The sequence below is a fragment of the Streptomyces sp. NPDC060000 genome, from assembly GCF_042737375.1.
Lineage (GTDB): Bacteria > Actinomycetota > Actinomycetes > Streptomycetales > Streptomycetaceae > Streptomyces.
The window spans coordinates 81425-105313 of record NZ_JBHWUU010000021.1 but is presented as its reverse complement, the minus strand read 5'-3'; the positions used below and the strand labels follow the sequence as shown (position 1 = coordinate 105313).

Annotated in this window: 22 protein-coding genes and 2 pseudogenes; 12 read left to right on the top strand and 12 right to left on the bottom strand. The window is 72.4% G+C overall.

Annotated features, from left to right (window positions below; all coding sequences use genetic code 11):
- Positions 1-70: 70 nt before the first annotated feature.
- Complete coding sequence (locus ACFWBB_RS14060; RefSeq protein ID WP_385270571.1) at positions 71-703, bottom strand: RDD family protein; 633 nt, start codon at positions 701-703, stop codon at positions 71-73.
- A gap of 278 nt (positions 704-981) precedes the next feature.
- Here ACFWBB_RS14060 and ACFWBB_RS14055 point away from each other — a divergent pair, with 278 nt between their 5' ends.
- From ACFWBB_RS14055 to ACFWBB_RS14035, 5 genes are all read left to right on the top strand, one after another.
- On the top strand, positions 982-1836 hold the full coding sequence (locus ACFWBB_RS14055; RefSeq protein ID WP_385270569.1) for a bifunctional methylenetetrahydrofolate dehydrogenase/methenyltetrahydrofolate cyclohydrolase: 855 nt from the start codon (positions 982-984) through the stop codon (positions 1834-1836).
- Between the two features lie 220 nt (positions 1837-2056).
- On the top strand, positions 2057-2536 hold the full coding sequence (locus ACFWBB_RS14050) for a DUF3017 domain-containing protein (protein WP_385270600.1): 480 nt from the start codon (positions 2057-2059) through the stop codon (positions 2534-2536).
- Between the two features lie 276 nt (positions 2537-2812).
- Positions 2813-3286: a helix-turn-helix domain-containing protein gene (locus ACFWBB_RS14045; protein WP_385270566.1), complete on the top strand. Its 474-nt coding sequence runs from the start codon at positions 2813-2815 to the stop codon at positions 3284-3286.
- Positions 3287-3413: 127 nt separating this feature from the next.
- Positions 3414-4442, top strand: coding sequence for a helix-turn-helix domain-containing protein (locus ACFWBB_RS14040; RefSeq protein WP_385270563.1), 1029 nt, complete (start codon positions 3414-3416; stop codon positions 4440-4442).
- Between the two features lie 530 nt (positions 4443-4972).
- Positions 4973-5962, top strand: a complete 990-nt coding sequence (locus ACFWBB_RS14035) for a malate dehydrogenase (protein WP_385270560.1) — start codon at positions 4973-4975, stop codon at positions 5960-5962.
- A 59-nt stretch (positions 5963-6021) separates the two neighbouring features.
- Here ACFWBB_RS14035 and ACFWBB_RS14030 read toward each other — a convergent pair whose 3' ends face one another.
- The 4 genes from ACFWBB_RS14030 to ACFWBB_RS14015 are packed head-to-tail and all read right to left on the bottom strand — an operon-like array spanning position 6022 to position 8285.
- Entirely contained in the window at positions 6022-6297 is a 276-nt protein-coding gene (locus tag ACFWBB_RS14030) for a DUF397 domain-containing protein (protein ID WP_385270557.1), read from the bottom strand.
- Positions 6279-7121, bottom strand: a complete 843-nt coding sequence (locus ACFWBB_RS14025; RefSeq protein ID WP_385270554.1) for a helix-turn-helix domain-containing protein — start codon at positions 7119-7121, stop codon at positions 6279-6281. The genes ACFWBB_RS14030 and ACFWBB_RS14025 overlap by 19 nt, the downstream gene beginning before the upstream one ends.
- Before the next feature lie 58 nt (positions 7122-7179).
- Positions 7180-7347, bottom strand: a complete 168-nt coding sequence (locus ACFWBB_RS14020) for a hypothetical protein (RefSeq protein ID WP_385270551.1) — start codon at positions 7345-7347, stop codon at positions 7180-7182.
- 29 nt (positions 7348-7376) lie between these two features.
- Positions 7377-8285 (bottom strand): GNAT family N-acetyltransferase, encoded by a 909-nt coding sequence (locus ACFWBB_RS14015; protein WP_385270548.1) that lies wholly within the window; start codon positions 8283-8285, stop codon positions 7377-7379.
- Positions 8286-8506: 221 nt separating this feature from the next.
- On the opposite strand from ACFWBB_RS14015, the gene ACFWBB_RS14010 reads away from it, so the two are divergent.
- The 5 genes from ACFWBB_RS14010 to ACFWBB_RS13990 all read left to right on the top strand — a co-directional run bounded on the left by ACFWBB_RS14010 (position 8507) and on the right by ACFWBB_RS13990 (position 16015).
- Positions 8507-10036: an aldehyde dehydrogenase family protein gene (locus ACFWBB_RS14010; RefSeq protein WP_385270545.1), complete on the top strand. Its 1530-nt coding sequence runs from the start codon at positions 8507-8509 to the stop codon at positions 10034-10036.
- A 295-nt stretch (positions 10037-10331) separates the two neighbouring features.
- Positions 10332-11864, top strand: coding sequence for a GMC family oxidoreductase (locus ACFWBB_RS14005; protein WP_385270542.1), 1533 nt, complete (start codon positions 10332-10334; stop codon positions 11862-11864).
- On the top strand, positions 11861-13057 hold the full coding sequence (locus ACFWBB_RS14000; protein ID WP_385270539.1) for a glycine betaine/L-proline ABC transporter ATP-binding protein: 1197 nt from the start codon (positions 11861-11863) through the stop codon (positions 13055-13057). The genes ACFWBB_RS14005 and ACFWBB_RS14000 overlap by 4 nt, the downstream gene beginning before the upstream one ends.
- Entirely contained in the window at positions 13057-15003 is a 1947-nt protein-coding gene (locus ACFWBB_RS13995) for an ABC transporter permease (protein ID WP_385270536.1), read from the top strand. The genes ACFWBB_RS14000 and ACFWBB_RS13995 overlap by 1 nt, the downstream gene beginning before the upstream one ends.
- A gap of 46 nt (positions 15004-15049) precedes the next feature.
- Entirely contained in the window at positions 15050-16015 is a 966-nt protein-coding gene (locus ACFWBB_RS13990; protein WP_385270597.1) for an ABC transporter substrate-binding protein, read from the top strand.
- Positions 16016-16066: 51 nt separating this feature from the next.
- Here ACFWBB_RS13990 and ACFWBB_RS13985 read toward each other — a convergent pair.
- From ACFWBB_RS13985 to ACFWBB_RS13975, 3 genes and pseudogenes are all read right to left on the bottom strand, one after another.
- Positions 16067-16870 (bottom strand): annotated as a pseudogene (locus tag ACFWBB_RS13985) (isocitrate lyase/phosphoenolpyruvate mutase family protein).
- 14 nt (positions 16871-16884) lie between these two features.
- Complete coding sequence (locus ACFWBB_RS13980; protein ID WP_385270533.1) at positions 16885-17328, bottom strand: carboxymuconolactone decarboxylase family protein; 444 nt, start codon at positions 17326-17328, stop codon at positions 16885-16887.
- Positions 17325-17843 (bottom strand): carboxymuconolactone decarboxylase family protein, encoded by a 519-nt coding sequence (locus tag ACFWBB_RS13975; protein WP_385270530.1) that lies wholly within the window; start codon positions 17841-17843, stop codon positions 17325-17327. Before ACFWBB_RS13975 ends, ACFWBB_RS13980 begins: the two co-directional genes overlap by 4 nt.
- 47 nt (positions 17844-17890) lie before the next feature.
- Between ACFWBB_RS13975 and ACFWBB_RS13970 the strand changes: the two genes are divergently transcribed.
- Positions 17891-19342 carry a PLP-dependent aminotransferase family protein gene (locus ACFWBB_RS13970; protein WP_385270527.1) on the top strand — a complete coding sequence of 484 codons (1452 nt, stop codon included), beginning with the start codon at positions 17891-17893 and terminating at the stop codon, positions 19340-19342.
- Complete coding sequence (locus ACFWBB_RS13965) at positions 19339-19824, top strand: carboxymuconolactone decarboxylase family protein (protein ID WP_385270524.1); 486 nt, start codon at positions 19339-19341, stop codon at positions 19822-19824. Before ACFWBB_RS13970 ends, ACFWBB_RS13965 begins: the two co-directional genes overlap by 4 nt.
- A gap of 97 nt (positions 19825-19921) precedes the next feature.
- Here the strand turns inward: ACFWBB_RS13965 and ACFWBB_RS13960 are convergent, their stop codons facing one another.
- The 4 genes and pseudogenes from ACFWBB_RS13960 to ACFWBB_RS13945 form a co-directional block, all read right to left on the bottom strand.
- Complete coding sequence (locus tag ACFWBB_RS13960) at positions 19922-20734, bottom strand: aminotransferase class IV (RefSeq protein ID WP_385270522.1); 813 nt, start codon at positions 20732-20734, stop codon at positions 19922-19924.
- Positions 20735-20744: 10 nt separating this feature from the next.
- Positions 20745-21923: an FAD-dependent oxidoreductase gene (locus ACFWBB_RS13955; RefSeq protein WP_385270519.1), complete on the bottom strand. Its 1179-nt coding sequence runs from the start codon at positions 21921-21923 to the stop codon at positions 20745-20747.
- Positions 21920-23494 carry a class I adenylate-forming enzyme family protein gene (locus ACFWBB_RS13950; RefSeq protein ID WP_385270516.1) on the bottom strand — a complete coding sequence of 525 codons (1575 nt, stop codon included), beginning with the start codon at positions 23492-23494 and terminating at the stop codon, positions 21920-21922. Before ACFWBB_RS13950 ends, ACFWBB_RS13955 begins: the two co-directional genes overlap by 4 nt.
- Before the next feature lie 35 nt (positions 23495-23529).
- Positions 23530-23889 (bottom strand): annotated as a pseudogene (locus ACFWBB_RS13945) (hypothetical protein); the annotation flags it as partial.

Below are 23889 nucleotides of genomic sequence, written 5' to 3'. Positions count from 1 at the left end.
GCCCCCCTCCAGGAGGGGGGCCGGGGCCTCGTCCGTATATCCGCCGCTCAGTGCGCGCGGGTCACGCCGTTCAGTTCGTGCGGATCACGATCGAGCTGCACACCTTGTCGGCGAACGTCTGCTTCTTGGCGTCCCACGCCGGCCACAGCCAGCCCAGGTAGCACGCCAGGCTGTCCAGGAAGTGGGCCAGGCGGCGGACGAACGCCATGCCGACGCCGAGCGGCTGCCCGTCGCTCTCGCGCACCAGGCGGATGCCCAGCGCCTTCTTGCCGACCGTCTGACCGGTGCGGCCCTCCTGGATCAGCTGCCAGATGCCGAGGCCGATGAGGACGACGACGCCGACCAGCATCAGCGCCGGGGTGTCCTTGCCGATGATGACGAGGGCGTAGGGGACCGCGAAGACCAGCATGTCGACCAGGGTGCCCAGGAACCGCTGGCCCCAGTTGGCGTACGGCGGCTGGCCGCCGTAACCGGGCTGCTGCGGGTAGCCGTAACCCTGCTGGGGATAGCCGGGCTGCTGGGGATACCCGGGCTGCTGCGGGTAACCCGGGTGCTGCGGCTGGCCGTACCCCTGCGGGGGGACGCCCTGCGGCGCCTGCTGGCCGTAACCGGGCTGGCCCTGCTGGGGGTAGCCGTAACCGGGCTGGCCCTGCTGGGGGTTCTGCGGCTGACCGTAGGGGTCGTTGGGCGGGCCGAAACTCATGGTGGATTTCCTCCGTTGCACAAGCGGGGACGAGGCGGAATGCGCGGAGGAACGTCTTTGAATAAGCGGTTTGCCCCCCAACACCGACCGCATACTGCGGACCCCTATGCTTCTTGGCCGGGCATGCTCCTGTCCAGCCGCTTTCCGCAGGCTTTGTGCAAGTGCAACCTTGCCGATCTTGGCCGGAACCGTCGAGGCGGGTGGCCGTAACCGGATTCACCGCTGCCCGGGTTCATCCGGATTGGAACCGGGGGCCCGTCATCCGGGAGGATGGGTGCATGACCGCCCAGATTCTCGATGGCAAGGCCACCGCAGCCGCGATCAAGTCCGATCTGACCGCCCGGGTGGCGGCGCTGAGGGAGAAGGGCGTGACGCCCGGACTCGGCACGATCCTCGTCGGCACCGACCCCGGCAGCCAGAAGTACGTCGCCGGCAAGCACCGCGACTGCGCCGAGGTCGGCATCGCGTCCATCCAGCGCGAGTTGCCCGCCACGGCGACGCAGGAGGAGATCGAGGCGGTCGTCCGTGAGCTGAACGACGACCCCGACTGCACCGGCTACATCGTCCAGCTCCCGCTGCCCAAGGGCATCGACGAGAACCGGATCCTGGAGCTCATGGACCCGGCCAAGGATGCCGACGGCCTGCACCCGACGAACCTCGGCCGGCTGGTCCTCAACGAGCCCGCCCCGCTGCCCTGCACCCCCAACGGCGTGCTCACGCTGCTGCGCCGGTACGGCGTCGAGATCAACGGAGCCGAGGTCGTGGTCGTCGGCCGCGGCGTCACCATCGGCCGCTCGATGCCGCTGCTGCTGACGCGGCGCAGCGAGAACGCGACGGTGACCCAGTGCCACACCGGCACCCGGGATCTCCCGGCGCATCTGAAGCGGGCCGACATCATCGTCGCCGCCGCCGGTTCCGCCCACCTGATCCGGGCCGAGGACGTCAAGCCGGGCGCCGCCGTCCTGGACGTGGGCGTCTCCCGCAGCGCGGAGGGGAAGATCGTGGGCGATGTCCACCCGGACGTCCGTGAGGTGGCCGGCTGGATCTCCCCGAACCCCGGCGGCGTCGGCCCGATGACCCGCGCCCAACTGCTCGTCAACGTGGTGGAGGCGGCTGAGCGCAGTGTCGACTGACAGCACCTCCGGCAAGACCGGCGCCTCCGGCAAGGCCGACAGGACCGGCAAGACCGTCCGGACCGGCAGGAGCGGCGATACGGACAGGGCCGGCAAGACCGGCAGGTCCGGAAACATCGACGACGGCGTCGAGGGCGTCGATGACGGCACCGGCCGCGTCGATGACGGCCCCGGCCGCATCGACGGCGGCGCTCAACACATCGAGGACGGCACCGAGCGTATCGACGGCATCGACATCAACGGCAACGACGGCATCGACGACATCGAGGTGCGGGACCCGATCAGCGCGCCCGACGCCGACGGGGTGCCGCGCCGCACCACCCGCCGCTTCCCGCTGTTCACCCGGGACACCGCGCGTCCCGAGGGCGGCGGCCGGGCCGCGCCCGGCGACGCGCTGGCCGCCAGGCAGTGGCCGATCATCGTCGTCCTGGGCATCGTCGCGCTCGGTCTGCTGGTGACCGCGCTCGACGTGTTCCGGATCGGCACGATCCTGATCGGCGTCGGGCTGCTGGTCGGCGCGGTGCTGCGCTGGCTGCTGCCCGGCGTCGGCATGCTCGCCGTACGCTCCCGCTTCACCGACATCGTGACGTACACCGTGCTGGGCGCGGCGATCGTCCTGCTGGCGCTGATGGTGCAGCCCGACCCGTGGCTTCAGATCCCCTTCCTGAAGGACACCCTGCACTTCACGGTCAGCGGCTGAGAGCGGCCGAGCGCAGCCGATCCCGGCGGTATGCAGAGGCCCACAGGGGCACACAGCGGTACGGCGGCCCGTCCTCATCCCCCGAGGAGGACGGGCCGCCGACGCGTGCCACGTTCCTCCTCCGTGAACCGCCGGTTCAACAGCCGGCCGGGCGCTGTGGCACGGAAGTGACCGTTCCGCCACGGTGTGCGCGCCCCGCCACAGCCGTGCCCGCCGCGGGAACCGTCCGGCCGCCGCGCGTCGTCCCCTCAACGGATCGAAGGAGAGGTGGGCGGGATGGGCGCCTGGCAGCCGCTGCCGGACGGGCTGCCGTCGGAGGTACGGCACTTCGTGGAGCAGTTGCGGCAGCTCAAGGACCGTACGGGCCTCAGCCTGGCCGCGCTCGGTGCGCGCACCGCGTACAGCAAGTCCTCGTGGCAGCGCTATCTCAACGCCGTCCAGCCGCCGCCCCGGCAGGCCGTCGCCGCGTTGTGCAGGGTGGCGGGGTTGTTCGGCGCGGAGGCCGAACGGCACGTCGTGCGCTGGGAGCTGGCCGTGGAGGCGTGGCCCCGACCGGTGCCGGCGAACCCGGCCGGGGAGTTCCGGGACGAGGGGTACCGGGACGACCCGACGGTCCCCTGGTGGGACCGGCCGGAGGAGGCCGCCCCGCAGGCCTCGCCCCGGCCCGCCGGACGCCTTCTGCTCTACGCGGCCCTGCTCCTGCTGGCCCTGCTGTGCACCGCCGTCGGGGGAGCGGTCGTCTTCGGCTGATGTGCGTCCGTCGTGCTGATGTGCGCTCGTCGTGTCGATACGTTGACAGCTCGGGTATGTGTCCCGAATCGTCTCGGCATCGGATCTGACGTGGCCAATGGGGACTTGGCGGAGGGAGGGGGGTTCGATGCCTCGCTGGAGGGCTTTGCCCGACGAACTGGACCCGCAGGTACGGGAGTTCGCCGAGCAGTTGCGGCGGATCGTGGACCGCACGGGACTCAGCGTCGCGGCGGTCGCCGACCGTACGGGCTACAGCAGGACGTCCTGGGAGCGGTACCTCGACGGCCGGCTGCTCGCGCCCAAGGGTGCGGTCGTCGCGCTGGCCGAGGTCACCGGCACGCCTCCCGTCCATCTGACCACCATGTGGGAGCTGGCGGAGCGGGCCTGGAGCCGCTCGGAGATACGGCACGACGGGACCATGGAGGCCGTCCGGATCTCCCGGGCGCGGGCCGCGCCGGGGGAGTTCGGTCCGCCGCCCGGGGGGCCCGAGGGCGGAGGGCGCAAAGGCAGGGGACGCAAGGGCGGTGCGGGCAGGGGCGGTGCGGGCCGGATCGCGGTGACCCCGGGCATCGCCGGCCCGGCGGGCGGGTCACCGGCGATGCCGCCGTCGCGGGACCCGCGCGCACCGGACGGGGGCGCCCCGGGTGCCGGGCCCGGTCCCGGCCCACGGCGGACGACGATGTTCCTCGCGGGGCTCGTGGGGGTGGTGACGGTTGTCGTGGGGGCGTTCCTCCTCACCGACGGAGGGGACCCGAAGCAGGCGGTGGGCAGCACCGGGCCGTCCTCGCCCGCCTCGGCCGGTCCGAGCACCCCCCTGCCCTCCGGGGTGCTGTGCAGCGGCTCCGCCTGCACCGGCCGGGACGCGGAGGAGATGGGGTGCAGCGGCGGCCTGGTGACGACGGCGAAGAGCGCGACCGTCGGGACGACCTTGGTCGAGGTCCGCTACAGCCGGACGTGCGGGGCGGCCTGGGGCCGGATCACCCAGGCCGCACAGGGCGACGGGGTGCGGGTGACGGTGGGTTCGGTGCGGCAGACGGGCGCCGTCACGGTGGCCGGCGACACGATCGCGTACACGCCGATGGTGGCGGTGAAGAGCGCGGCCGACGCGACGGCGTGCGCGGTACTGGCGTCGGGACAGCAGGGGTGCACGCCCTGAGACGGCCTGCCGGTGAGCCGAACGCGTCAGGGGAACGGGGAGGTGACGGGAGAGGCGCGGGGACGGGGAAGAGGCGCGGGGACGGGAACGGGGGCGGGGAAGAGGCGCGGGGCCTGTTTCCCGCGCCCGTTTCGCCGTTCCTCTATTCGTCTCCCCGCCCCCGTTCCCGGCAGGGCCGGCGGAAGCCGTACCGAAAAAAGGCCGGGCGCGCAGGAATACCCGTGTCCACTCCGGGAACGCGAACCGTACCCCCACGGGTGTCCGGCACGACCCGGTCCCCCTCCACGGCGGCCGCTCGGTTCCACCTCTCCCGGACCGGCGGTCGCCGCTTTTGCGCGGCGCCGCAGCCGTGGCGGGACGCGGCGCCGGGGGCACTCTGTGGGGTGGGCCACATGGCCCCGGCCGTCCGGGATCCCGGAGGCGCGATAGCCTGACCGCGTGTTGGATCTCTTGATACCAAGAGATCGATCATTTGTACGTCCCACCCGGGGCAGGGACGCCCCACCGACAGCTGTCATACGGAGAACGCCATGACCCGCACTCCCGTGAACGTCACCGTCACCGGCGCGGCCGGCCAGATCGGTTACGCCCTGCTCTTCCGCATCGCCTCCGGCCAGCTGCTCGGCGCGGACGTGCCGGTCAAGCTGCGCCTGCTGGAGATCACCCCCGCGCTGAAGGCCGCCGAGGGCACCGCCATGGAGCTCGACGACTGCGCGTTCCCGCTGCTCCAGGGCATCGACATCAGCGACGACCCGAACGTCGCCTTCGACGGCGCCAACGTCGCCCTCCTCGTCGGCGCCCGCCCGCGCACCAAGGGCATGGAGCGCGGTGACCTCCTCGAGGCCAACGGTGGCATCTTCAAGCCGCAGGGCAAGGCCATCAACGACCACGCCGCGGACGACATCAAGGTCCTCGTCGTGGGCAACCCGGCCAACACCAACGCGCTGATCGCCCAGGCCGCCGCCCCGGACGTACCGGCCGAGCGCTTCACCGCGATGACCCGCCTGGACCACAACCGCGCGCTGACCCAGCTCGCGAAGAAGACGGGCTCGACGGTCGCCGACATCAAGCGGCTGACCATCTGGGGCAACCACTCCGCCACCCAGTACCCGGACATCTTCCACGCCACGGTCGCCGGCAAGAACGCGGCCGAGGTCGTCAGCGACGAGAAGTGGCTGGCCGAGGACTTCATCCCGACCGTCGCCAAGCGCGGTGCGGCCATCATCGAGGCGCGTGGCGCGTCCTCCGCCGCCTCCGCCGCCAACGCTGCCATCGACCACGTGCACACCTGGGTCAACGGCACGGCGGACGGCGACTGGGCCTCCATGGGCATCCCGTCGGACGGCTCCTACGGCGTCCCGGAGGGCCTGATCTCCTCCTTCCCGGTCACCACCAAGGACGGCTCGTACGAGATCGTCCAGGGCCTGGACATCAACGAGTTCTCCCGCGCCCGCATCGACGCGTCGGTGCAGGAGCTGGCGGAGGAGCGCGAGGCGGTCCGCGCCCTCGGCCTCATCTGATCCGCGCCCACCACTTCACCGGTCCCCGGACGGCTTCGGCCGCCCGGGGACCGGTGCGTTCAGCTCCGCCTGACGGCCCCTACGAACGCGGCCCAGGCCCCGGCCCCGAAGACGAGGGCCCCCTGAGAGAGATCCTTGCTGTCCCGCACGGGGACGAGGGCGGGGATGCCTTCGGCGACTTCGAGGCAGTTGCCGCCGGTGGTGTTGCTGTAACTGGACTTGCGCCATGCGGCGGTGCTCAGGAAGTCGTCGGAGACTTCGAGGCAGTCGCCGCCGGTGGTGTTGCTGTAGCTGCTCTTGCGCCAGGTTGCGTTGCTCAGGTCGATGGCTCGCACGGCGCTTCCTCCAACATCCGCGTGACGAACTTGCGCGACTCGGGCGGAGAGAGCGCCAGGTCGCGTACCACATCATATGTGCGCTGCAACAGCTCAACCCTGCTGCTTTCTTCGATCAGTTCACCGCGCACGTCGTTCTCGGTGTAGGCCACGGTGCTGCCATCCAGCTGGCGCAGGAACTTCACTGCGGTGTTCATCAGGCCGTGCGGACCAGCACTGAACGGCAGTACCTGGAGTTTGATGTTCGGGCGTTCGGACGCCTCCACCAGGTGCTTCAGCTGAGCCTGCCACTCCTGTGCGTCACACAGCCGAGTGCGCAGCACCGCCTCCGAGAGGATGACGCGGAACGGGGGCGCCTTGTCCCCTTCCAGCAACTTCCGTCGGCCCATGCGCGCTTCGACCTGCTGGTTCAGGTCCTCGCCCAAGAGGCCGCCCGCCGCGAGCGCTTCACGCGCGTACCCAGGGGTCTGGAGCAGACCAGGCGGCGCGCTCACGGCGTAGTGCCACAAACTCACCGCCTCCGCCTCCAGCACCATGTACCGCCGGTACTGCTCCCGGAACTGGCTCGGATCCGCCAGCGCCAGTTCCCACAGCGTCAGCAGCAACCCCGGCGTGCCGTAGTGCTGGTCCAGCGCCTCGACGATCTCGGGGCTGCCCAGCGACTCCCCGCTCTCCATCTTGCCGAACGTGGACGGGTCCCAGCCCAGCCGCTCGCCCACCTGACGCAGGCTCTCCCCGCGCGCGCCGCGCAGCAGCCGCAGCTCCTCGGCGAACCGGCGGCGCGGTTCCTGGCTCCGTCCGGTGACCACTCGTCGCGATGGCATCGCACGCTCCTCGGTGTAACCCCTGGAACACGCAGAGTAATTCAACGCCGTTCCGGGATCAGGCGGTTCGCCGGTACTGCATGGTCGGCGGCCGCCCCCGGTCGCGCAGGCCGGTCACGACCACGACGGTCGCGGCCAGGACGATCACGGCGACCGTGCGCAGGGCCGGGCCCATGCCGACCGCGATCGGGCCGGTGGACGGATCCGCGGGCCGCTCCCTGGGCATCGACCTGACGCCGCGCTCGCCGGACTCGGTCAGCGGAGCGGGGCCGACGGCGTGAGCCGCTTCTCGAACCAGTGGTCGGCGTAGACGTGGTCGACGTACGCCGGGATCTCCGGGTACCCGCACGCCCGGTACATCGCCCGTGCCTCGGTGAGCGACGCGTTCGTGTCCAGGCGCAGCAGGTTCAGGCCGCGCTCGGCCGCCGCGCCCTCCAGCTGTTCGAGGAGCCGCCGGGCAAGGCCGAGGCGGCGGGCGTCCGGGTGCACCCAGACGTGCTTGAGCTCGCCGACGCCGGGTTCCAGCGTGCGCAGCCCTCCGCAGCCCACTGCCCGTCCCTCCTCGTACGCCACGAAGAAGGCGCCGGTCGCGCCGGAGACCTCCTCCGGGCCGACCAGGTCGGACGCGGTGAAGCTGCCGAAGCGGGCGGTGAGGTCGGCGGCGTAGGCCTCCAGGCAGGCGCGGGCGTCCGGCGCGGCGCCGTCGACCCGTTCGACGGTGATGGCGGCCAGGCGCAGCAGGCGGCGCGCGGTGGCCATCGCCTCGGTCAGTTCCGCGCGCTGTCGCGCGTCGAGTCCGGTCAGCAGGTCCGCCGTGAGCACGTCGGCGCGGCGGTTCTGTTCCCTGAGCTCGACGCGTCCGGCCGGGGTCGGCTCGACCATGCGCAGCCGGTTGTCGTCGGGGTGCACGCTGATCCGGACCATGCCCTGTGCCTCCAGGGACTTCGCCATCCGGCTCAGATACCCGGCGTCCAGACCCAGCCGGCCGCGCAGGGTGCGCAGGGACACACCGTCACCGATCTCGAACAGCAGCCGGGCCTCGCCCAGCGGCCGGTCCTGGCCGAGGAAGCGGTCGTCCAGGGCGCCGATACGGCGCGTGAAGTAACGGTTGAAGCGGCGGAAGGCCGCCACCTGCTCTGCCGCCACCTGCTGCACTGGCTCCATAGCTCTTTGACTTTAGTCAGAGGTTCTTGTCGCGTCCATCCTGTTCACTCATGACCAGGCGTACGTTTTGTGGGCTTATGTCCATAACTTCAGTGATGCGGCGCACTTTCGGCCATGGATTGCGCATGCAATGGGAGGCTGGGGGCATGTGGACGCCGTCGCCGAGACCGACCCACGGGTGACGCAGGGGGATTGACCAGGAACGGAAGGCAACACCGATCATGGCCGACAGGACGGAACACCCGGAACAGCGAGACCACCGGACGATCCATGCGGGCGGAGAGTGGCTGGAAGCCGTCTCCGGCGCGACCCGCGAGATCCTCGACCCCGCGGACGGCAGCACCTTCGCCGTGGTCGCGGAGGGCGACGAGAAGGACACCGACCTGGCGGTCGCGGCCGCCCGTACCGCCTTCGACGAGGGCGACTGGCCGCACACCCCGGCCGTCGAACGCGCCGCCGTACTGCAGCGCGTCGCCGATCTCCTCATACGCGACCGCGAACGGCTCGGCCTGCTGGAGAGCCGGGACGCGGGCAAGACGCTCGAAGAGGGCCGCGTCGACATCGACTGCGTCGCCGACGCCTTCCGCTACTTCGCCGGACTCGTCGCCTCCGAGGCCCCGGGCCGGGTGGTGGACGCGGGTTCGCCCGACATCCACAGCGTCGTCGTCCATGAGCCGGTCGGCGTGTGCGCGCTGATCACTCCCTGGAACTACCCGCTTCTGCAGGCGAGTTGGAAGATCGCCCCGGCTCTCGCCGCGGGCAACACCTTCGTCGTCAAGCCGAGCGAGATCACCCCGCTGACGACCATCGCGCTCATCGACCTGCTCATCGAGGCCGGGCTGCCCGCGGGGGTCGCGGGCATCGTCACCGGGCCGGGGCACACGGTCGGCGCCCGGCTCGCCGAGCACCCCGACGTCGACCTCGTCTCCTTCACCGGCGGCCTGGTCAGCGGCACCAAGGTCGCGCAGGCGGCCGCCCCGACCGTCAAGAAGGTCGCCCTCGAACTCGGCGGCAAGAACCCCAACGTGGTCTTCGCCGACGCCTGCGCCACCGACGAGGCCTTCGACACCGCCGTCGACCAGGCCCTCAACGCCGCCTTCATCCACAGCGGCCAGGTCTGCTCGGCGGGCTCCCGGCTCATCGTCGAGGAGTCGGTCCGGGACCGTTTCGTCGCCGAACTCGCCCGCCGGGCCCAGAAGATCCGGCTCGGGCGCGGCACCGAGGACGGCGTCGAGTGCGGCCCGCTCGTCTCCGAGCAGCAGCGCGCCAAGACCGAGGCCTACGTCGCCTCCGCGCTCGCGGAGGGCGCGGAGCTGCGCAGCGGCGGCCGGCGCCCCGAACCCACCCCGCAGCGGCCGGAGTCCGGCTACTTCTACGAGCCCACCGTCCTCGACCGCTGCCACCGCGAGATGAAGGTCGTACGGGAGGAGGTCTTCGGGCCGGTCCTCACCGTCGAGACCTTCCGCACCGAGGACGAGGCCGTGGCCCTCGCCAACGACACCGAGTACGGCCTCGCGGGCGCCGTCTGGACCGCCGACGCGGGCCGGGCCCGACGCGTCGCGGGACGGCTGCGGCACGGCACCGTCTGGATCAACGACTTCCACCCCTATCTGCCGCAGGCGGAGTGGGGTGGCTTCGGGAAGAGCGGTGTGGGCCGCGAACTCGGCCCCGCCGGACTCGCCGAGTACCGCGAGTCCAAGCACGTCTACCAGAACCTCGCGCCACGCCCCGTCCGCTGGTTCGCGGGCTGACCCCGGCCGGTTCCCGGGAGCCCACCGGCTCCCCGGTGTTCGCCGGCCTCCAAGGCCCGCAGGCTCTCAAGACCCGCAGGCTCCTCAGGGCCCGCAGGCTCTCAAGACCCGCAGGCTCCCCAAGGTCCACAGGCTCCTCAAGGTCCAAAGGCTCCCCAAAGCCCGTCGGTCCCTGAAGGCCCCACCGCCCCTCAAGGTCCGGCCGTTCCGAAAGGACCGCCCGTTCCGCAAGGCCCGCCTGCCCCTCGAGGCCCGCCTGCTCCCCGAGACTTCGCACGCCCCTGGAGTACCCCCCATGCCAGAGAGCACACACGTCTACGACTACGTCGTCATCGGAGGCGGAACCGCCGGTTCCGTCATCGCTTCCCGGCTCACGGAGAACCCCGACACCACCGTCGCCGTCATCGAGGGCGGCCCCAGCGACGTCGGCCGCGACGACGTCCTCACCCTGCGCCGCTGGATGGGCCTGCTCGGCGGCGAACTCGACTACGACTACCCGACCACCGAGCAGCCGCGCGGCAACTCCCACATCCGGCACAGCCGCGCCCGCGTCCTCGGCGGATGTTCCTCCCACAACACGCTCATCGCCTTCAAGCCGCTGCCCTCCGACTTCGACGAGTGGGAGGCGGCCGGCGCCCGGGGCTGGGGCGCCGGCCCGATGGAGGCGTACTACACGCGCCTGCTGAACAACATCGTCCCGGTCGACGAAAAGGACCGGAACGCCATCGCCCGCGACTTCGTCGACGCCGCGCAGAAGGCGACCGGAGTGCCCCGGATCGACGGCTTCAACCAGAAGCCCTTCGACGACGGCGTCGGCTTCTTCGACCTCGCCTACCACCCGGAGACCAACAAGCGGTCGAGCGCCTCGGTGGCCTATCTGCACCCGGTGATGGACGAGCGGCCCAACCTGACGATCCTGCTCGAGAGCTGGGCGTACCGGCTGGAGCTGGACGGCACGCGCGCGGAAGGGGTGCACGTCCGCACGAAGGAGGGCGAGGAGATCCTCGTCCGGGCCCGCCACGAGGTCGTGCTGTGCGCGGGTGCCATCGACTCGCCCCGCCTCCTCCTGCACTCGGGCATCGGCCCGAAGGCCGACCTGGACGCGCTCGGCATACCCGTCGTGCACGACCTGCCCGGCGTCGGCGAGAACCTCCTCGACCACCCCGAGTCGGTGATCGTCTGGGAGACCCACGGGCCGCTCCCGGAGAACTCCGCGATGGACTCCGACGCCGGCCTGTTCGTGCGCCGCGACCCCGGACACCCGGGCCCCGACCTGATGTTCCACTTCTACCAGGTCCCCTTCACGGACAACCCGGAACGCCTGGGCTACGAACGCCCGCCGTACGGCGTCTCGATGACCCCCAACATCCCCAAGCCGAAGTCACGCGGGCGGCTCTACCTGGAGAGCGCCGACCCGTCCGTCAAGCCCGCCCTCGACTTCCGCTACTTCACCGACGAGGACGACTACGACGCCCGCACCCTCGTCGACGGGATCAGGATCGCCCGCGAGATCGCCAAGACCGAGCCGCTGGCCGGCTGGCTCGGGCGTGAGGTGGCCCCCGGCCCGGAGATCACGGGCGACGAGGAGCTGAGCGAGTACGCGCGCAAGGTCGCGCACACCGTGTACCACCCCGCGGGCACCTGCCGCATGGGCGCCACCGACGACGAACTCGCCGTCGTGGACCCGCAGCTGAAGGTGCGCGGCCTGGACGGCCTGCGCATCGCCGACGCATCCGTCTTCCCGACCATGACCGCCGTGAACCCGATGATCGGGGTGCTCATGGTCGGGGAGAAAGCCGTAGACCTGATCGGAGGTGGTGCGCGATGACCATCACGCCCGCCACTCGTAAGCCGCCCACCGCCGACACCGGCGCCGACGCCCCCGTCTTCTCCGTGGACGGCCTGTGGAAGGTCTTCGGACCCAAGCCCGAGCGCGTCCCGGAAGACCCCGAGCTGACCGCCCTCGACCCTGCCGAGCTGCGCGCCCGCACCGGCTGCACGGCCGCCGTCCGGGACGTCTCCTTCGACGTCCGCAAGGGCGAGGTCTTCGTCGTGATGGGTCTGTCCGGCTCCGGCAAGTCCACCCTGGTGCGCTGTCTGACCCGGCTGATCGAGCCGACGGCCGGCACGATCGTCGTCGACGGCGAGGACGTCCGCGCGATGGACCGCACCCGGCTGCGCGAACTGCGCCGGCACCGCGCCGCGATGGTCTTCCAGCACTTCGGTCTCCTCCCGCACCGCACGGTCCTCGACAACGTGGCCTACGGCCTGGAGATCCAGGGCATGGGCCGCGCCGAGCGGCGCACCCGCGCGAAGGAGGTCGTCGACAAGGTCGGCCTGGAGGGCATGGAGCAGCGCAGGCCCGGCCAGCTCTCCGGCGGCCAGCGCCAACGCGTGGGCCTGGCCCGCGCGTTGGCCGTCGACCCGGAGGTCCTCCTCTTCGACGAGCCGTTCAGCGCGCTCGACCCGCTCATCCGGCGTGACATGCAGGAGGAGGTGATCCGGCTGCACCGTGAGGAGGGCCGCACGATGGTCTTCATCACGCACGACCTCAGCGAGGCGCTGAAGCTGGGCGACCGCATCGCCCTGATGCGCGACGGACGGGTGGTGCAGCTGGGCACTCCCGAGGAGATCGTGGGCTCCCCGGCCGACGACTACGTCCGCGAGTTCGTCCGCGACGTACCGCGCGAGCAGGTCATGACGGTACGTACGGCCATGCGGCCCGCGTCCCTGGAGGAGGCGGGCGGCGGCCCGGCCGTGTCCCCGGACGCCACGGTGTCCCAGGCGATCGAGGCGGTCGCCCGGGCGGGCTCTCCGGCGCGGGTCATGGACGCGGGCCGGTGCCTGGGCGTCGTCGACCACGAGCGACTGCTCGGCGTCGTGGCCGGAACGGAGCCCGGCCCCGCGGCCGGAACGCGGACCGGACCCGGTCCGTCCGGCACGGCGTCCGCGACCGGCTCGTCCGGACGGGGGTCCGGACCTCTCGCGGTCGGAACGGAGCCCCGTAGGGAGGCGGTGTGATGGCCACGCTGAGCACAACCGCCCCCCGGGTCGCCCTCCCGGGCGTCCTCAAGCACCAGGCCGTCCGCAAGCTCCTGCTGCTCGCCCTCGCGGCCGCGATCCTCGTCCCGCTGGCCAACGCCCGGTGGGGCGGCGGCACCTGGCCGCACACACTCACCGTCGACCTGACCAAGCCGCTCACCGGCGCCAGTGACTGGATCATCGACAACCGCGACAGCCACCCGCTGTTCCTCTACTTCTTCGGCTACCTCAGCAACGGCGTGGTCCTCGCGGTGCGCGCCGTGTACCTGGTGCTGCTCGGCGCGGGCTGGGCCGGAGTCACCGCGGCGGCCGCGCTGGTCGCCTGGCGGGTGGCCGGGGTGCGGCTCGCGCTCGGCACGGCGGCCGCGTTCCTGGCCTGCGGTCTGCTCGGCATGTGGGTGCCGACGATGCAGACGCTGGCCCTGATGGTCGTGGCCGTCCTGGTGTCCGTCGTCGTGGGCGCGCTGCTCGGCCTGGCCGGCGGTCTCTCCGGGCGCATGGACCGCGCCCTGCGCCCGGTCCTCGACACCATGCAGGTACTGCCCGCCTTCGCCTATCTGCTCCCGGTCGTGCTGGTCTTCGGCATCGGCGTCCCGGCGGCCGTGCTGGCCACCGTCGTCTACGCCGCCCCGCCCATGGCCCGGCTCACCGCGCTCGGACTGCGCGGCGCCGACGGCGAGGTCCTGGAGGCGGTCGAGTCGCTGGGCGCGACCGCGCGCCAGCGCCTGCTGACCGCCCGGATCCCGCTGGCCCGCAGGGAACTCCTCCTCGGCCTCAACCAGACGATCATGATGGCGCTGTCGATGGCGGTCATCGCGTCGGTGATCGGCGCGGGTGGCCTCGGCGACCGGGTCTACCAGGCGCTGGCCTCCGTCGACGTGGGCGCGGCCCTCGCCGCCGGTATCCCGATCGTGCTGCTCGCGGTCGTCCTGGACCGCGTCACGGCCGCCGCGGGCAACGCCGGGGACGGCGAACCGGGCAGTCACCGGGCCGCCTGGGCCTGGACCGCCGGCACCGCCGTCGCCGTGGCCCTCGCCGGGCGCGCCGTGGGCCGGCTCGACTGGCCCGACAGCTGGACGGTGGCCATCGCCTCCCCGGTCAACGACGCCGTCGACTGGATGACCGACCACCTCTACTCCGGGGTCCCGGTGATCGGCGGTACCGCCGACTGGGCGGGCCACTTCACCACCTGGGTCCTCGACCCCGTCCGGGCCGGACTCCAGGGTCTGCCCTGGTGGGCGGTACTCCTGCTGGTCGCCGCGATCGCCTGGCCGATCGGCACCTGGCGCACCGCGCTGACCGCCGTCCTCGCGCTGGCCGCGACCGGCGTGCTCGGCGTGTGGGAACCGTCCCTCGACACCCTGTCCCAGGTGCTGGCGGCCGTCGCCGTCACCCTGGTCCTGGGCTTCGCGACCGGTATCGCCGCCGCCCGCAGCGACCGCTTCGAACGGCTGCTGCGCCCGGTCCTGGACGTGTTCCAGACGATGCCGCAGTTCGTGTACCTGATCCCGGTCGTCGCCCTGTTCGGCGTCGGCCGCGCCCCCGCCGTCGCGGCGGCCGTCGTCTACGCGCTGCCCGCCGTGGTCCGCATCACCACACAGGGCCTGCGCCAGGTCGACGCGGCGGCGATGGAGTCGGCCCGGTCCCTCGGCGCGACCGGCACCCAGCAGCTGCGGCAGGTCCAGCTCCCGCTGGCCCGGCCCGCGTTGCTGCTCGCCCTGAACCAGGGCGTGGTCCTCGTCCTCGCCGTCGTCATCATCGGCGGTCTGGTCGGCGGAGGCGCGCTCGGCTACGACGCCGTCTTCGGGCTCGCCCAGGGCGACCTCGCGACCGGTCTGGTGGCCGGCGCCGCGATCGTCTGCCTCGGCCTGATGCTCGACCGGGTGACCCAGCCCGCCGACCGGCGCGTGAAGAAGGGAGCGTGACATGCGACTTCGACAGCCACGACTTCGACAGCCCCGACTTCGGGACCTGCGGCTTCGTACGACGACCGTGACGACCGTGACCGCCGGCGCGTCGGCGCTCCTGCTGCTGACCGGCTGCGGTGCCGCCGACATGACCAAGCAGGCGTCGCCCTTCGCCAACGCGCAGGGCGCCAGGACCGTGACCCTCTCGGTCCAGTCCTGGGTGGGCGCGCAGGCCAACGTGGCCGTCGCCCAGTACCTGCTGAAGCACAAGCTCGGCTACCGCGTCGACACCGTGCAGGTCGACGAGGTGCCCGCCTGGGACGCGCTCAGCCAGGGCCGGGTCGACGCGATCATGGAGGACTGGGGCCACCCCGACCAGGAGAAGCGCTACGTCGGAGACAAGAAGACGATCGCGCGTGGCGGCGACCTCGGCGTCACCGGACACATCGGCTGGTACGTCCCGACCTACTTCGCCAAGCAGCACCCGGACGTCACGAACTGGAAGAACCTCAACAAGTACGCGTCGCTGTTCCGCACCGCGGAGAGCGGCGGCAAGGGCCAGCTCATGGACGGTTCCCCGTCCTACGTCACCAACGACAAGGCCCTGGTGCAGAACCTGAAGCTCGACTACCAGGTCGTCTTCGCCGGTTCCGAGGCCGCCCAGATCACGCAGATGAGGCAGTTCGCCAAGGAGAAGAAGCCCTTCCTCACCTACTGGTACGCCCCGCAGTGGCTCTTCGAGAAGGTCCCGATGACCGAGGTGAAGCTGCCCGCCTACAAGGAGGGCTGCGACGCGGACCCGGACAAGGTGACCTGCGCCTACCCGCACACCCCGTTGCAGAAGTACCTCAACGCGGACTTCGCGAAGGACGGCGGCAGGGCGGCCGCCTTCCTGAAGAAGTTCAAGTGGACGACGGAGGACCAGAACGAGGTGGCCCTGCTGATCGCCGACCAGAAGCTCACTCCGGACCAGGCCGCGAAGAAGTGGGTGGACAGCCACCCGTCGACCTGGAAGGCATGGCTGAACTGAGCGCCGCCGGGGCCGGTCCGGCGGATCAGGCCGGAGGAATGCCACGGCGGCTCACCCGCATGATCCGCCGGACAGGCCCTGCACCAGTTCCGCGCTGAACCCCCGCAGGGCGGCCGCCGACCACCGCTGGAGTCCCGGTCCGAACGTGACACGGGTGGCCCCGAGTTCGCCGAGTCCGGCGGGCGAGGGGCCCTCGCCGTCCGCCCGGCCGCCCGCGTCGAGCGGGCCGGTGATCCCCGACCGCAGCAACGGCAGGACGGCGGGCGGAGCACCGATCGGGTAGACGCGGTCCGGCGCCCGCGGCGACGTACGCCGCCGCCCGCGGCGACGTACGCCGCCGCCCGCCCGATGGCATCTGCGGGGTCGCCGTCGCCGTGTGCGAAGGTGTCGACGCGCGCGTTGACGAAGAGCCGGTCGCCCGCCGCGCGCCGCACCTCGGCGAGCCGGTCGGCGTGCTCGCGCGGGTCCTGGAGGACACCGCCGACCGAGTCCTCCCCATTGCAGCCGACTGCGCCCGTCTCCAGCAACCGCTCCATCAGCTCCTTCGGCGCCGGCCCGTACCCGCCCTCGATGTCCGCCGACACCGGCACGTCCACCGCCCGTACGATCCGGGCGACCGCCGCGAACATCTCGTCGGCCGGGGTCCGCCCGTCCGCGTACCCGAGCGAGGCGGCGACGCCCGCGCTGGGCGTCGCGAGCGCCGGGAACCCGGCCTCGGCGAACACCCGGGCACTGGGCCGCGTCCCACGGGCCGGGCAGGACTGGGGGTCCCCCCCCACGCCTTCAAGGCAGTGGGGGAGGCTCGCCCGGCAGCCGGCCGTGGTGCAGCCGGCGGAACGTGTCCGCCTTGCTCATGACGTCCACCTCGCTCATGGCGTGTAACCCCCCGGCGGGACACGGCGGGCGACCATCACCCGGTTCCAGCTGTTGCTGGCGGTGATCAGCGCGACGAGATGGGCGAGCCGGGTGGCGTCGAAGTGCCTGGCGGCCCGCTCGTACACCTCGTCGGGCACGAATCCCCCGGTCAGCACGGTGACCGCCTCGGTCAGGGCGAGCGCGGCCCGCTCCCGCTCGTCGTAGACGTCCCCCGCCTCCTCCCACGCGCTCAGCAGATCGAGCTGCTTCTGGCTCACCCCGTGCTCGCGGGCGATCGTGAGGTGCATGTCGAGGCAGAACGCGCAGTGGTTGAGCTGCGAGACGCGGATCACGACCAGCTCGGCGAGCGCGGGGTCGCCGAGACCCTGCTTCGCCGCCGCGCCGAGCCCGGACATGGCCCGGCCGACCTCGCGGTCGAGAAGATTCGTACGGCTCACGCGTGCTGCCCCGGCCGGTAGTGCCCCGGCACCAGCCGGCAGGTCACGCCGAACCGGTTCCACGCGTTGATCACCGTGATCGTGGCGATCAGCTGCGCCAGCTCGGCCTCCTCGAAGTGCTCGGCGGCCCGCTCGTACACCGCGTCGGGCACGAAACCCTCGGTCAGCACGGTCACCGCCTCGGTCAGGGCCAGCGCCGCGAGTTCCTTCCCGGTGTAGAAGTGCGCCGACTCCTCCCACGCGCTGAGCTGGATGATCCGCTCGACGCTCTCGCCCGCCGCGAGCGCGTCCTTGCTGTGCATGTCGACGCAGAGCGCGCAGTGGTTGATCTGCGAGGCGCGGACCTTCACCAGCTCGACCAGCTTCGGGTCGAGGCCCTTACGGGCGGCGGCGTCGAGCCGGAGCATCGCCTTGAGCACCTCGGGCGCGTGCTCGGACCAGTTCAGCCGGGGGGTGTGCTCGGGGGCGTACGGAACCTGTTCGTCGGTGGTCGTGGGGTCTGCGTGCGTCGTCATGCCCTCGACCCTAGGAGCGGGGCAGCCCAGGAGTATGGTCCATTTCCATGGCGAGATCCTGGGCCACTTTCGGCGTCGACCTGCATCTGGAACCGACCGGGCCGCAGCTGCGCCGGGGCCTGACCGATGCCCTGCGCGAGGCCGTACGCAGCGGCCGTCTGCCCTCCGGCACCCGGCTCCCCTCCTCGCGCTCCCTCGCCGCCGACCTGGGCATCGCCCGCAACACGGTCGCCGACGCCTACGCCGACCTCGTCGCCGAGGGCTGGCTCACCGCCCGCCAGGGTTCGGGCACCCGGGTGGCCGAGGGGCGGGTCGTCCCGCCGCCGGGCGCGGGGCCCCACCGCCCCGAGCGCCCCAGGCCCGCCTACGACCTGCGCCCCGGCACCCCCGACCTCGCGTCCTTCCCGCGCGCCGAGTGGCTCAGGGCGGCCCGCCGCGCCCTCACGGCCGCCCCCTCCGACGCCCTCGGCTACGGCGATCCCCGCGGCCGGGCCGAACTGCGCACCGCCCTCGCCGGATACCTCTCCCGTGCCCGCGGGGTGCGGGCCGACCCCGAACACCTGGTGATCTGCGGCGGGTTCGCGCACGGCCTGAAACTGCTCGCCACCGTCCTGAAGGCGCGCGGGACGCGCGCGATCGCCGTCGAGTCGTACGGCCTGGACGAGCACTGGAAGCTGCTGGCGGCGGCCGGGCTGGCCACGATCCCGTTGCCCGTCGACGAACAGGGAACGGACACCCGGCTGTTGAAGGGCCCGGGCGCGGTCCTGCTCACCCCCGCCCACCAGTTCCCGATGGGAGTGCCCCTGCACCACGACCGGCGGGCGGCCGTCGTGGACTGGGCGCGGCACACCGGCGGGCTGGTCCTCGAGGACGACTACGACGGTGAGTTCCGCTACGACCGCCAGCCCGTCGGCGCCCTCCAGAGCCTCGACCCCGACCACGTCGTCTACCTGGGCACGGCCAGCAAGTCCCTGGCCCCCGGGCTGCGCCTCGGCTGGATGGTGCTGCCGCCGGGCGTGGCGCAGGAGGTGGTGGCAGCCAAGGGCGGGGCGGACACCTCCGGGGTCCTGGACCAGCTGACCCTGGCGGAGTTCATCACCTCGGGCGCGTACGACCGCCACGTCCGGGCGGCGCGCCTGCGCTACCGCCGGCGCCGTGACGCGCTGGTCACGGCCCTCGCCGCCCGCGCCCCCGCGATCCGTGTCACCGGGATCGCGGCGGGCCTGCACGCCGTCCTGCGGCTCCCGCCCGGCACGGAGGAGGCGGTGGTACGGGCGGCGGCCAGGCAGGGCCTGGCGGTCGACGGCCTCACCCCCCGCCACCGCCACCCCGACGCGGTCACGCAGCCGCCCGACGCCCTGGTCGTGGGGTACGGGACCCCGCCCGACCACGCATGGTCCGGCGCGCTGGACGCGTTGTGCGCAGCCCTGTCTTCCGGTGAGAACGGCTCCGGAATTTCTTTTGCGGGACAGAATTCCCGGATAGAGTCACCTTCATGACGAACAACAATTCCGTGTCCCGTGTGGCCCTCAAGAAGACGACCCCCGATGTTTCCGCCGCGATGGGTTCTCTGCACGGCGCCGCCGTTTCCGCCGCCCGGGACGCCAAGGTCGAACCCGAGATCCTGGAACTGGTGAGGATCCGTGCCTCCCAGCTCAACGGCTGCGCGTTCTGCCTCGACATGCACACCAAGGACGCCCGCGCCCAGGGCGAGACCGAGCAGCGGATCTACGCGCTGAACGCCTGGCGGGAGACCCCCTTCTTCACCGAACGGGAGCGCGCCGCCCTGGCGTTGACCGAGGCGGTGACCCTGGTGCACGACGGGCAGGTCCCGGACGCGGTGTACGCCGAGGCCGCGGAGGTCTTCGACGAGACCCAGGTGGCGGCGCTGATCTGGGCGGCCACGGTCATCAACGCGTACAACCGGATAGCGATCGCGACGCGGATGGTCCCGGGGGCCCATCAGCCCGCCAAGAAGTAACGGAAGCCACTCCCGGTAAATTCCGGAGAAGCGCAGCAGAATGCGGGCACCGGCGATATCGGCCGGTGCCCGTCACGTTTATGGACTCCAGGTTCTTCTAAATGTCCGGAAGGGGCTCCGAAAGGCCGTCCAGCCATTTCCGCCATTCCGCCGCCCGTACCGCGGGGCCGGCTGCCATCGGCTCTCCGGTCCAGCCCGTCACCGGCCGGATCCCGTGCAGCGCGTTCACCAGCCACACCTCACGGCCGGCCAGCTCGGCCACGGTCCGTTCGCGAGGGGCGACAGGGATGCCGAGGCGCTCGGCACGCTCCCGGACGAGTCCGACGGTCACTCCGGGCAGGACGGGCAGCCCGGGCGGCGGCAGGCACAGGGTGTCGTCCTCCCACCACAGCACGCTCGCGGTGGCCGACTCCAGCACCACCCCGGACGGCCCGACCAGCACCCCTTCCTGCGCCCCTTCCTCGACCGCCCGCCCCCGCACCCGGGCCAGGACGTCCAGGTCCGGGCCCTTGCGGCGGGGCGCGGTCCGCCGGTCCGGCTGGCCGGCGGACCACAGGCGGATTTCCGTGCCGAGCGGCGGGGCGGGCCGCAGCCGCAGTCTCAACTCCAGGGAACCGGCCGTGAGTTCCACCCGGGGAAACCACTCGCCGGTACGCGGTAGCGCGGCGGTCACGTCCTGCCAGAACCCGACGAGCCGGCGCGGCTCCGGGCCGCTGCCGGCCGCGGACTCCGCGCAGGCCCGAAGGAACCGCTCCCGGTGCCGGCCGTAGCCGCGCACCCGGCCCGCGCGGACCAGCCACGAGTCCGCGACCAGCAGCGGCCCGTCAGCCACGGATCCCGGATCGGCGGTCAGCCCACGGCTGGGCGTCCAGGTCGACAACCCCTCCGCGACGGTCGGTGGTGCACCCATTCGGTCCTCCTCAGTACTTTCCGCCCGCCGCCGCCGGAGCCCCGCCCCGGGGCCCGTACGGCGCGTGCTCCAGCCACGAGCCGCACGACGGCAGCACGGGCGCGAGGGCGGCGGCCGCCCGCTGCCTCAGCCGCACGACCCGGCGCCGCGGCCGCAGATGGTCCAGGGCGACTCCCGCGGCCTCGCTGTTGTACAGCCCCGCCGCCCGCCGTACGTCCGCGAAGTCGGCCACCGCCTCCGGTGTCCCGGCCGCCACGGCCACCGCGGCCGCCGCCGCGTCGGCGATCCCGCTGTTCATGCCGCGCGCGCCGAACGGCGGGAACAGATGCGCCGCCTCGCCGACGAGCAGCACCCGCCCGTGCGGATCCGTGAAGGAGGCCGCGACCTTGCGCAGGAAACGGTACGTCGACACCCACAGGATCCGGTCGGCGTACCCGTCGCCCACCACCCCGGGCAGCCACTCCCGTACGGCGTCCTCGGAGCCGTACGCCTCCTCAGGGTCGTCGTCGCGGCACTGGAGGTCCACCTGGAAGCCGCCGGTGAACGGCACCCGCAGCACACCGCGCCCCCCGACGCCCGGATGCTCGTAGTGGAAGACCCGCTCCAGCGGCAGTTCGGCGCCCTCCACGTCCGCCACGTCCACGACGACGTGGAAGCCCTCGCCGCGCACGCCCTCCAGGGAGATGCCCAGTTCGCTCCGGACGGCCGAGCGCGCGCCGTCGGCGGCGACGACGTACCTGGCGTCCCACTCCCGTCCGTCCGTGCCGGCCAGAGTGACGCCGTTCCGGGACGCCCGTACACCGGCGACCCGCGCGTCCCAGACGAACTCCACTCCCGCCCGCTCGCACGCGGCGCGCAGGAACCGCTCCGTGTCCAGCTGGCGCAGGCTCGTGAACGGCGGCAGTCCCGACGGGGGCGGGAAGGTGCGCGCGTACACCTCACGGCCCCGGTAGAGGGTGCGCCGGGTGTGCCAGGTCCGGCCGTACGCCGTGATCTCGGCGGCCAGGCCGGGGGACATCCCGTCGAGCAGCCGCAGGGTCTCCCGGTGCACGAACAGGGCCCGGCTGCCCGGCCGTTCGCGGTCCTCGGGGTCCGCCTCCAGGAGCACGACCGGCAGCCCACGGGCGCGCAGCGCCAGCGCGGCCGACAGGCCTACCGGGCCCGCGCCCACCACGATCACCGGGTTCACGCGCGCACGCTCTCGCGCGTACCGGCCAGCATGCGGGTGATCTCCACCCGCTTCACCTTCCAGGTCGCCGTCATCGGCAGCTCCTCGAACCGCCACTGGCGCGGCTCGGCCATCGCGGGCAGATCGGCGGTGGCCTCCCGCCAGCGCTCCGGATCCAGCGGCTGCTCGCCCCGCACGCACACCACCGGCACCGGCTCGCGGTCCGGACCGGCCACGATGACGACCTCGCGGAGTTCCTCCAGCCGCTCCATCAGCGCGTCCTCGACCGCCAGATTGCTGTGCACGGCGTCGATCCGGTCCACCTCACGGTCGATCAGATGCAGGGCGCCGAGCCGGGTGACGTAGCCCATGTCGCCCATCTGCCACCAGCCGCCGTCGAGTTGACGCTCGTACTGTGCGTGGGCGCCGAGGTAGGTGAGGATGCGCCCCCTCGTGCGGGCCTCGATCCGGCCGGGCGTGCCGGGCGCGACCCGCCTGCCGTCGACGTCCGCGATCCGGACCCGGGTGAAGCCGGGGATCCCGATCCCCACCCGGCGGCCGTCCGCCCGCTCCGCGCTGCGCCGCGTGAACCACTGGAACGCGACGGGCCCGGTCTCGCTCTGCCCGTACAGCTGCATCAGCCAGGGCGCCCGCCGCCGCGAGGCGCCCAGCAGCCGCCGTACGGTGCGCGGATGGATCGCGTCGAACGTGGAGCCGTACGACTTCACCCGGGACAGCGGGGCGCCGGGGGCGTCGGCCAGCTCCTCCCACAGCACGAAGGTGTTGGGGTGGGTCTCGACGATGCCGGGGCGGTGACGCACCAGCAGCGGGCCCACGGCCGCCGGGTCCGGGTCGGTGATCAGTACGAGCGGGCTGCCGAAGTGCAGCAAAACACCGAGCAGGTGGTAGAAGCGCGAGTGCACGAACGACACGTGCAGCGCGGCGGTCTCGCTCCGGGTCGGCCAGCCCATCGCCTTCTGCGGGACGAGACGGTTCCACATGGTGTTCGGGCAGTGCACGGCCAGCTTGGGGACGCCGGTGGTGCCCGAGCTGTGGGTGATCAGGGCGGGCTCGCGGGGGTGCAGCCGGACGGGCGCGGGGGGCTCGGCGCCGGCGTACTTCGCCAGGGACTCGACGCCGGGCGCGTCGTCGACGGAGAGCGTGCGGCGCACCCGCGAGCCGATGCCGGCGTCCTTCAGCGGGCCGTCCAGCTTGGCCCGGTCGGTGACCAGCCAGGGCTGCCGCAGCCGTTCGAGCAGCTGCCCGACGACCGGTCCCGCCAGGCCGGGGGAGAGGAGCACGGGGACCGCGCCGATACGGGAGACCGCGCAGGTCAGCAGCATGATGTCGACGTTGTCCGTCTTGTGTACGACCACCTGTTCCGAGGGCCGGACCCCGGCCGCCCACAGCCGGCCCGACAACTCCTCGACCACGTCGGCCAGGACCGTGTAGTCGAGATCGACCCCGAGGGAGGGGTGGGTGTCCAGCGGCCGGTCCAGGGTGACGAAGACGGCGCCGTGCCGGTCGGCCGCCCGCCGGAACAACGGACCCAGGTAGAACCCGCGGTCGGCGAGCAGGGGTTGCTGCGGCATGTGGCTGTTCCTTTCGGACGGGTACCGGGACACGGTCACCACGCGCCCTGGCGGACCAGATGGCGGCGGAGCTTGCCGGTGGAGGTGCGGGGCAGTGACACGACGAAGCTGACGCTCCGCGGCACCTTGAACGCGGCGAGCCGCTCCCGCGCGAGGACGAGCAGATCGGCTTCCAGCCGGGCGAGATCGATGGGGCCGACGGGGCCGGCGGGGCCGGGGGATCCGGTAGAGCCGGTGGAGCCGGTGGAGCCGGCGGGACCGGTGGGAGGAGCGGAGCCGGTGGGGCCGGGTGTTCCGGTGGGAGGAGCGGAGCCGGTGGGGCCGGACAGGCCGGTGGGACCGGTGGGGCCGGGTGTTCCGGTGTGACTGGTGGTGTGACTGGTGGGATGGGCGGA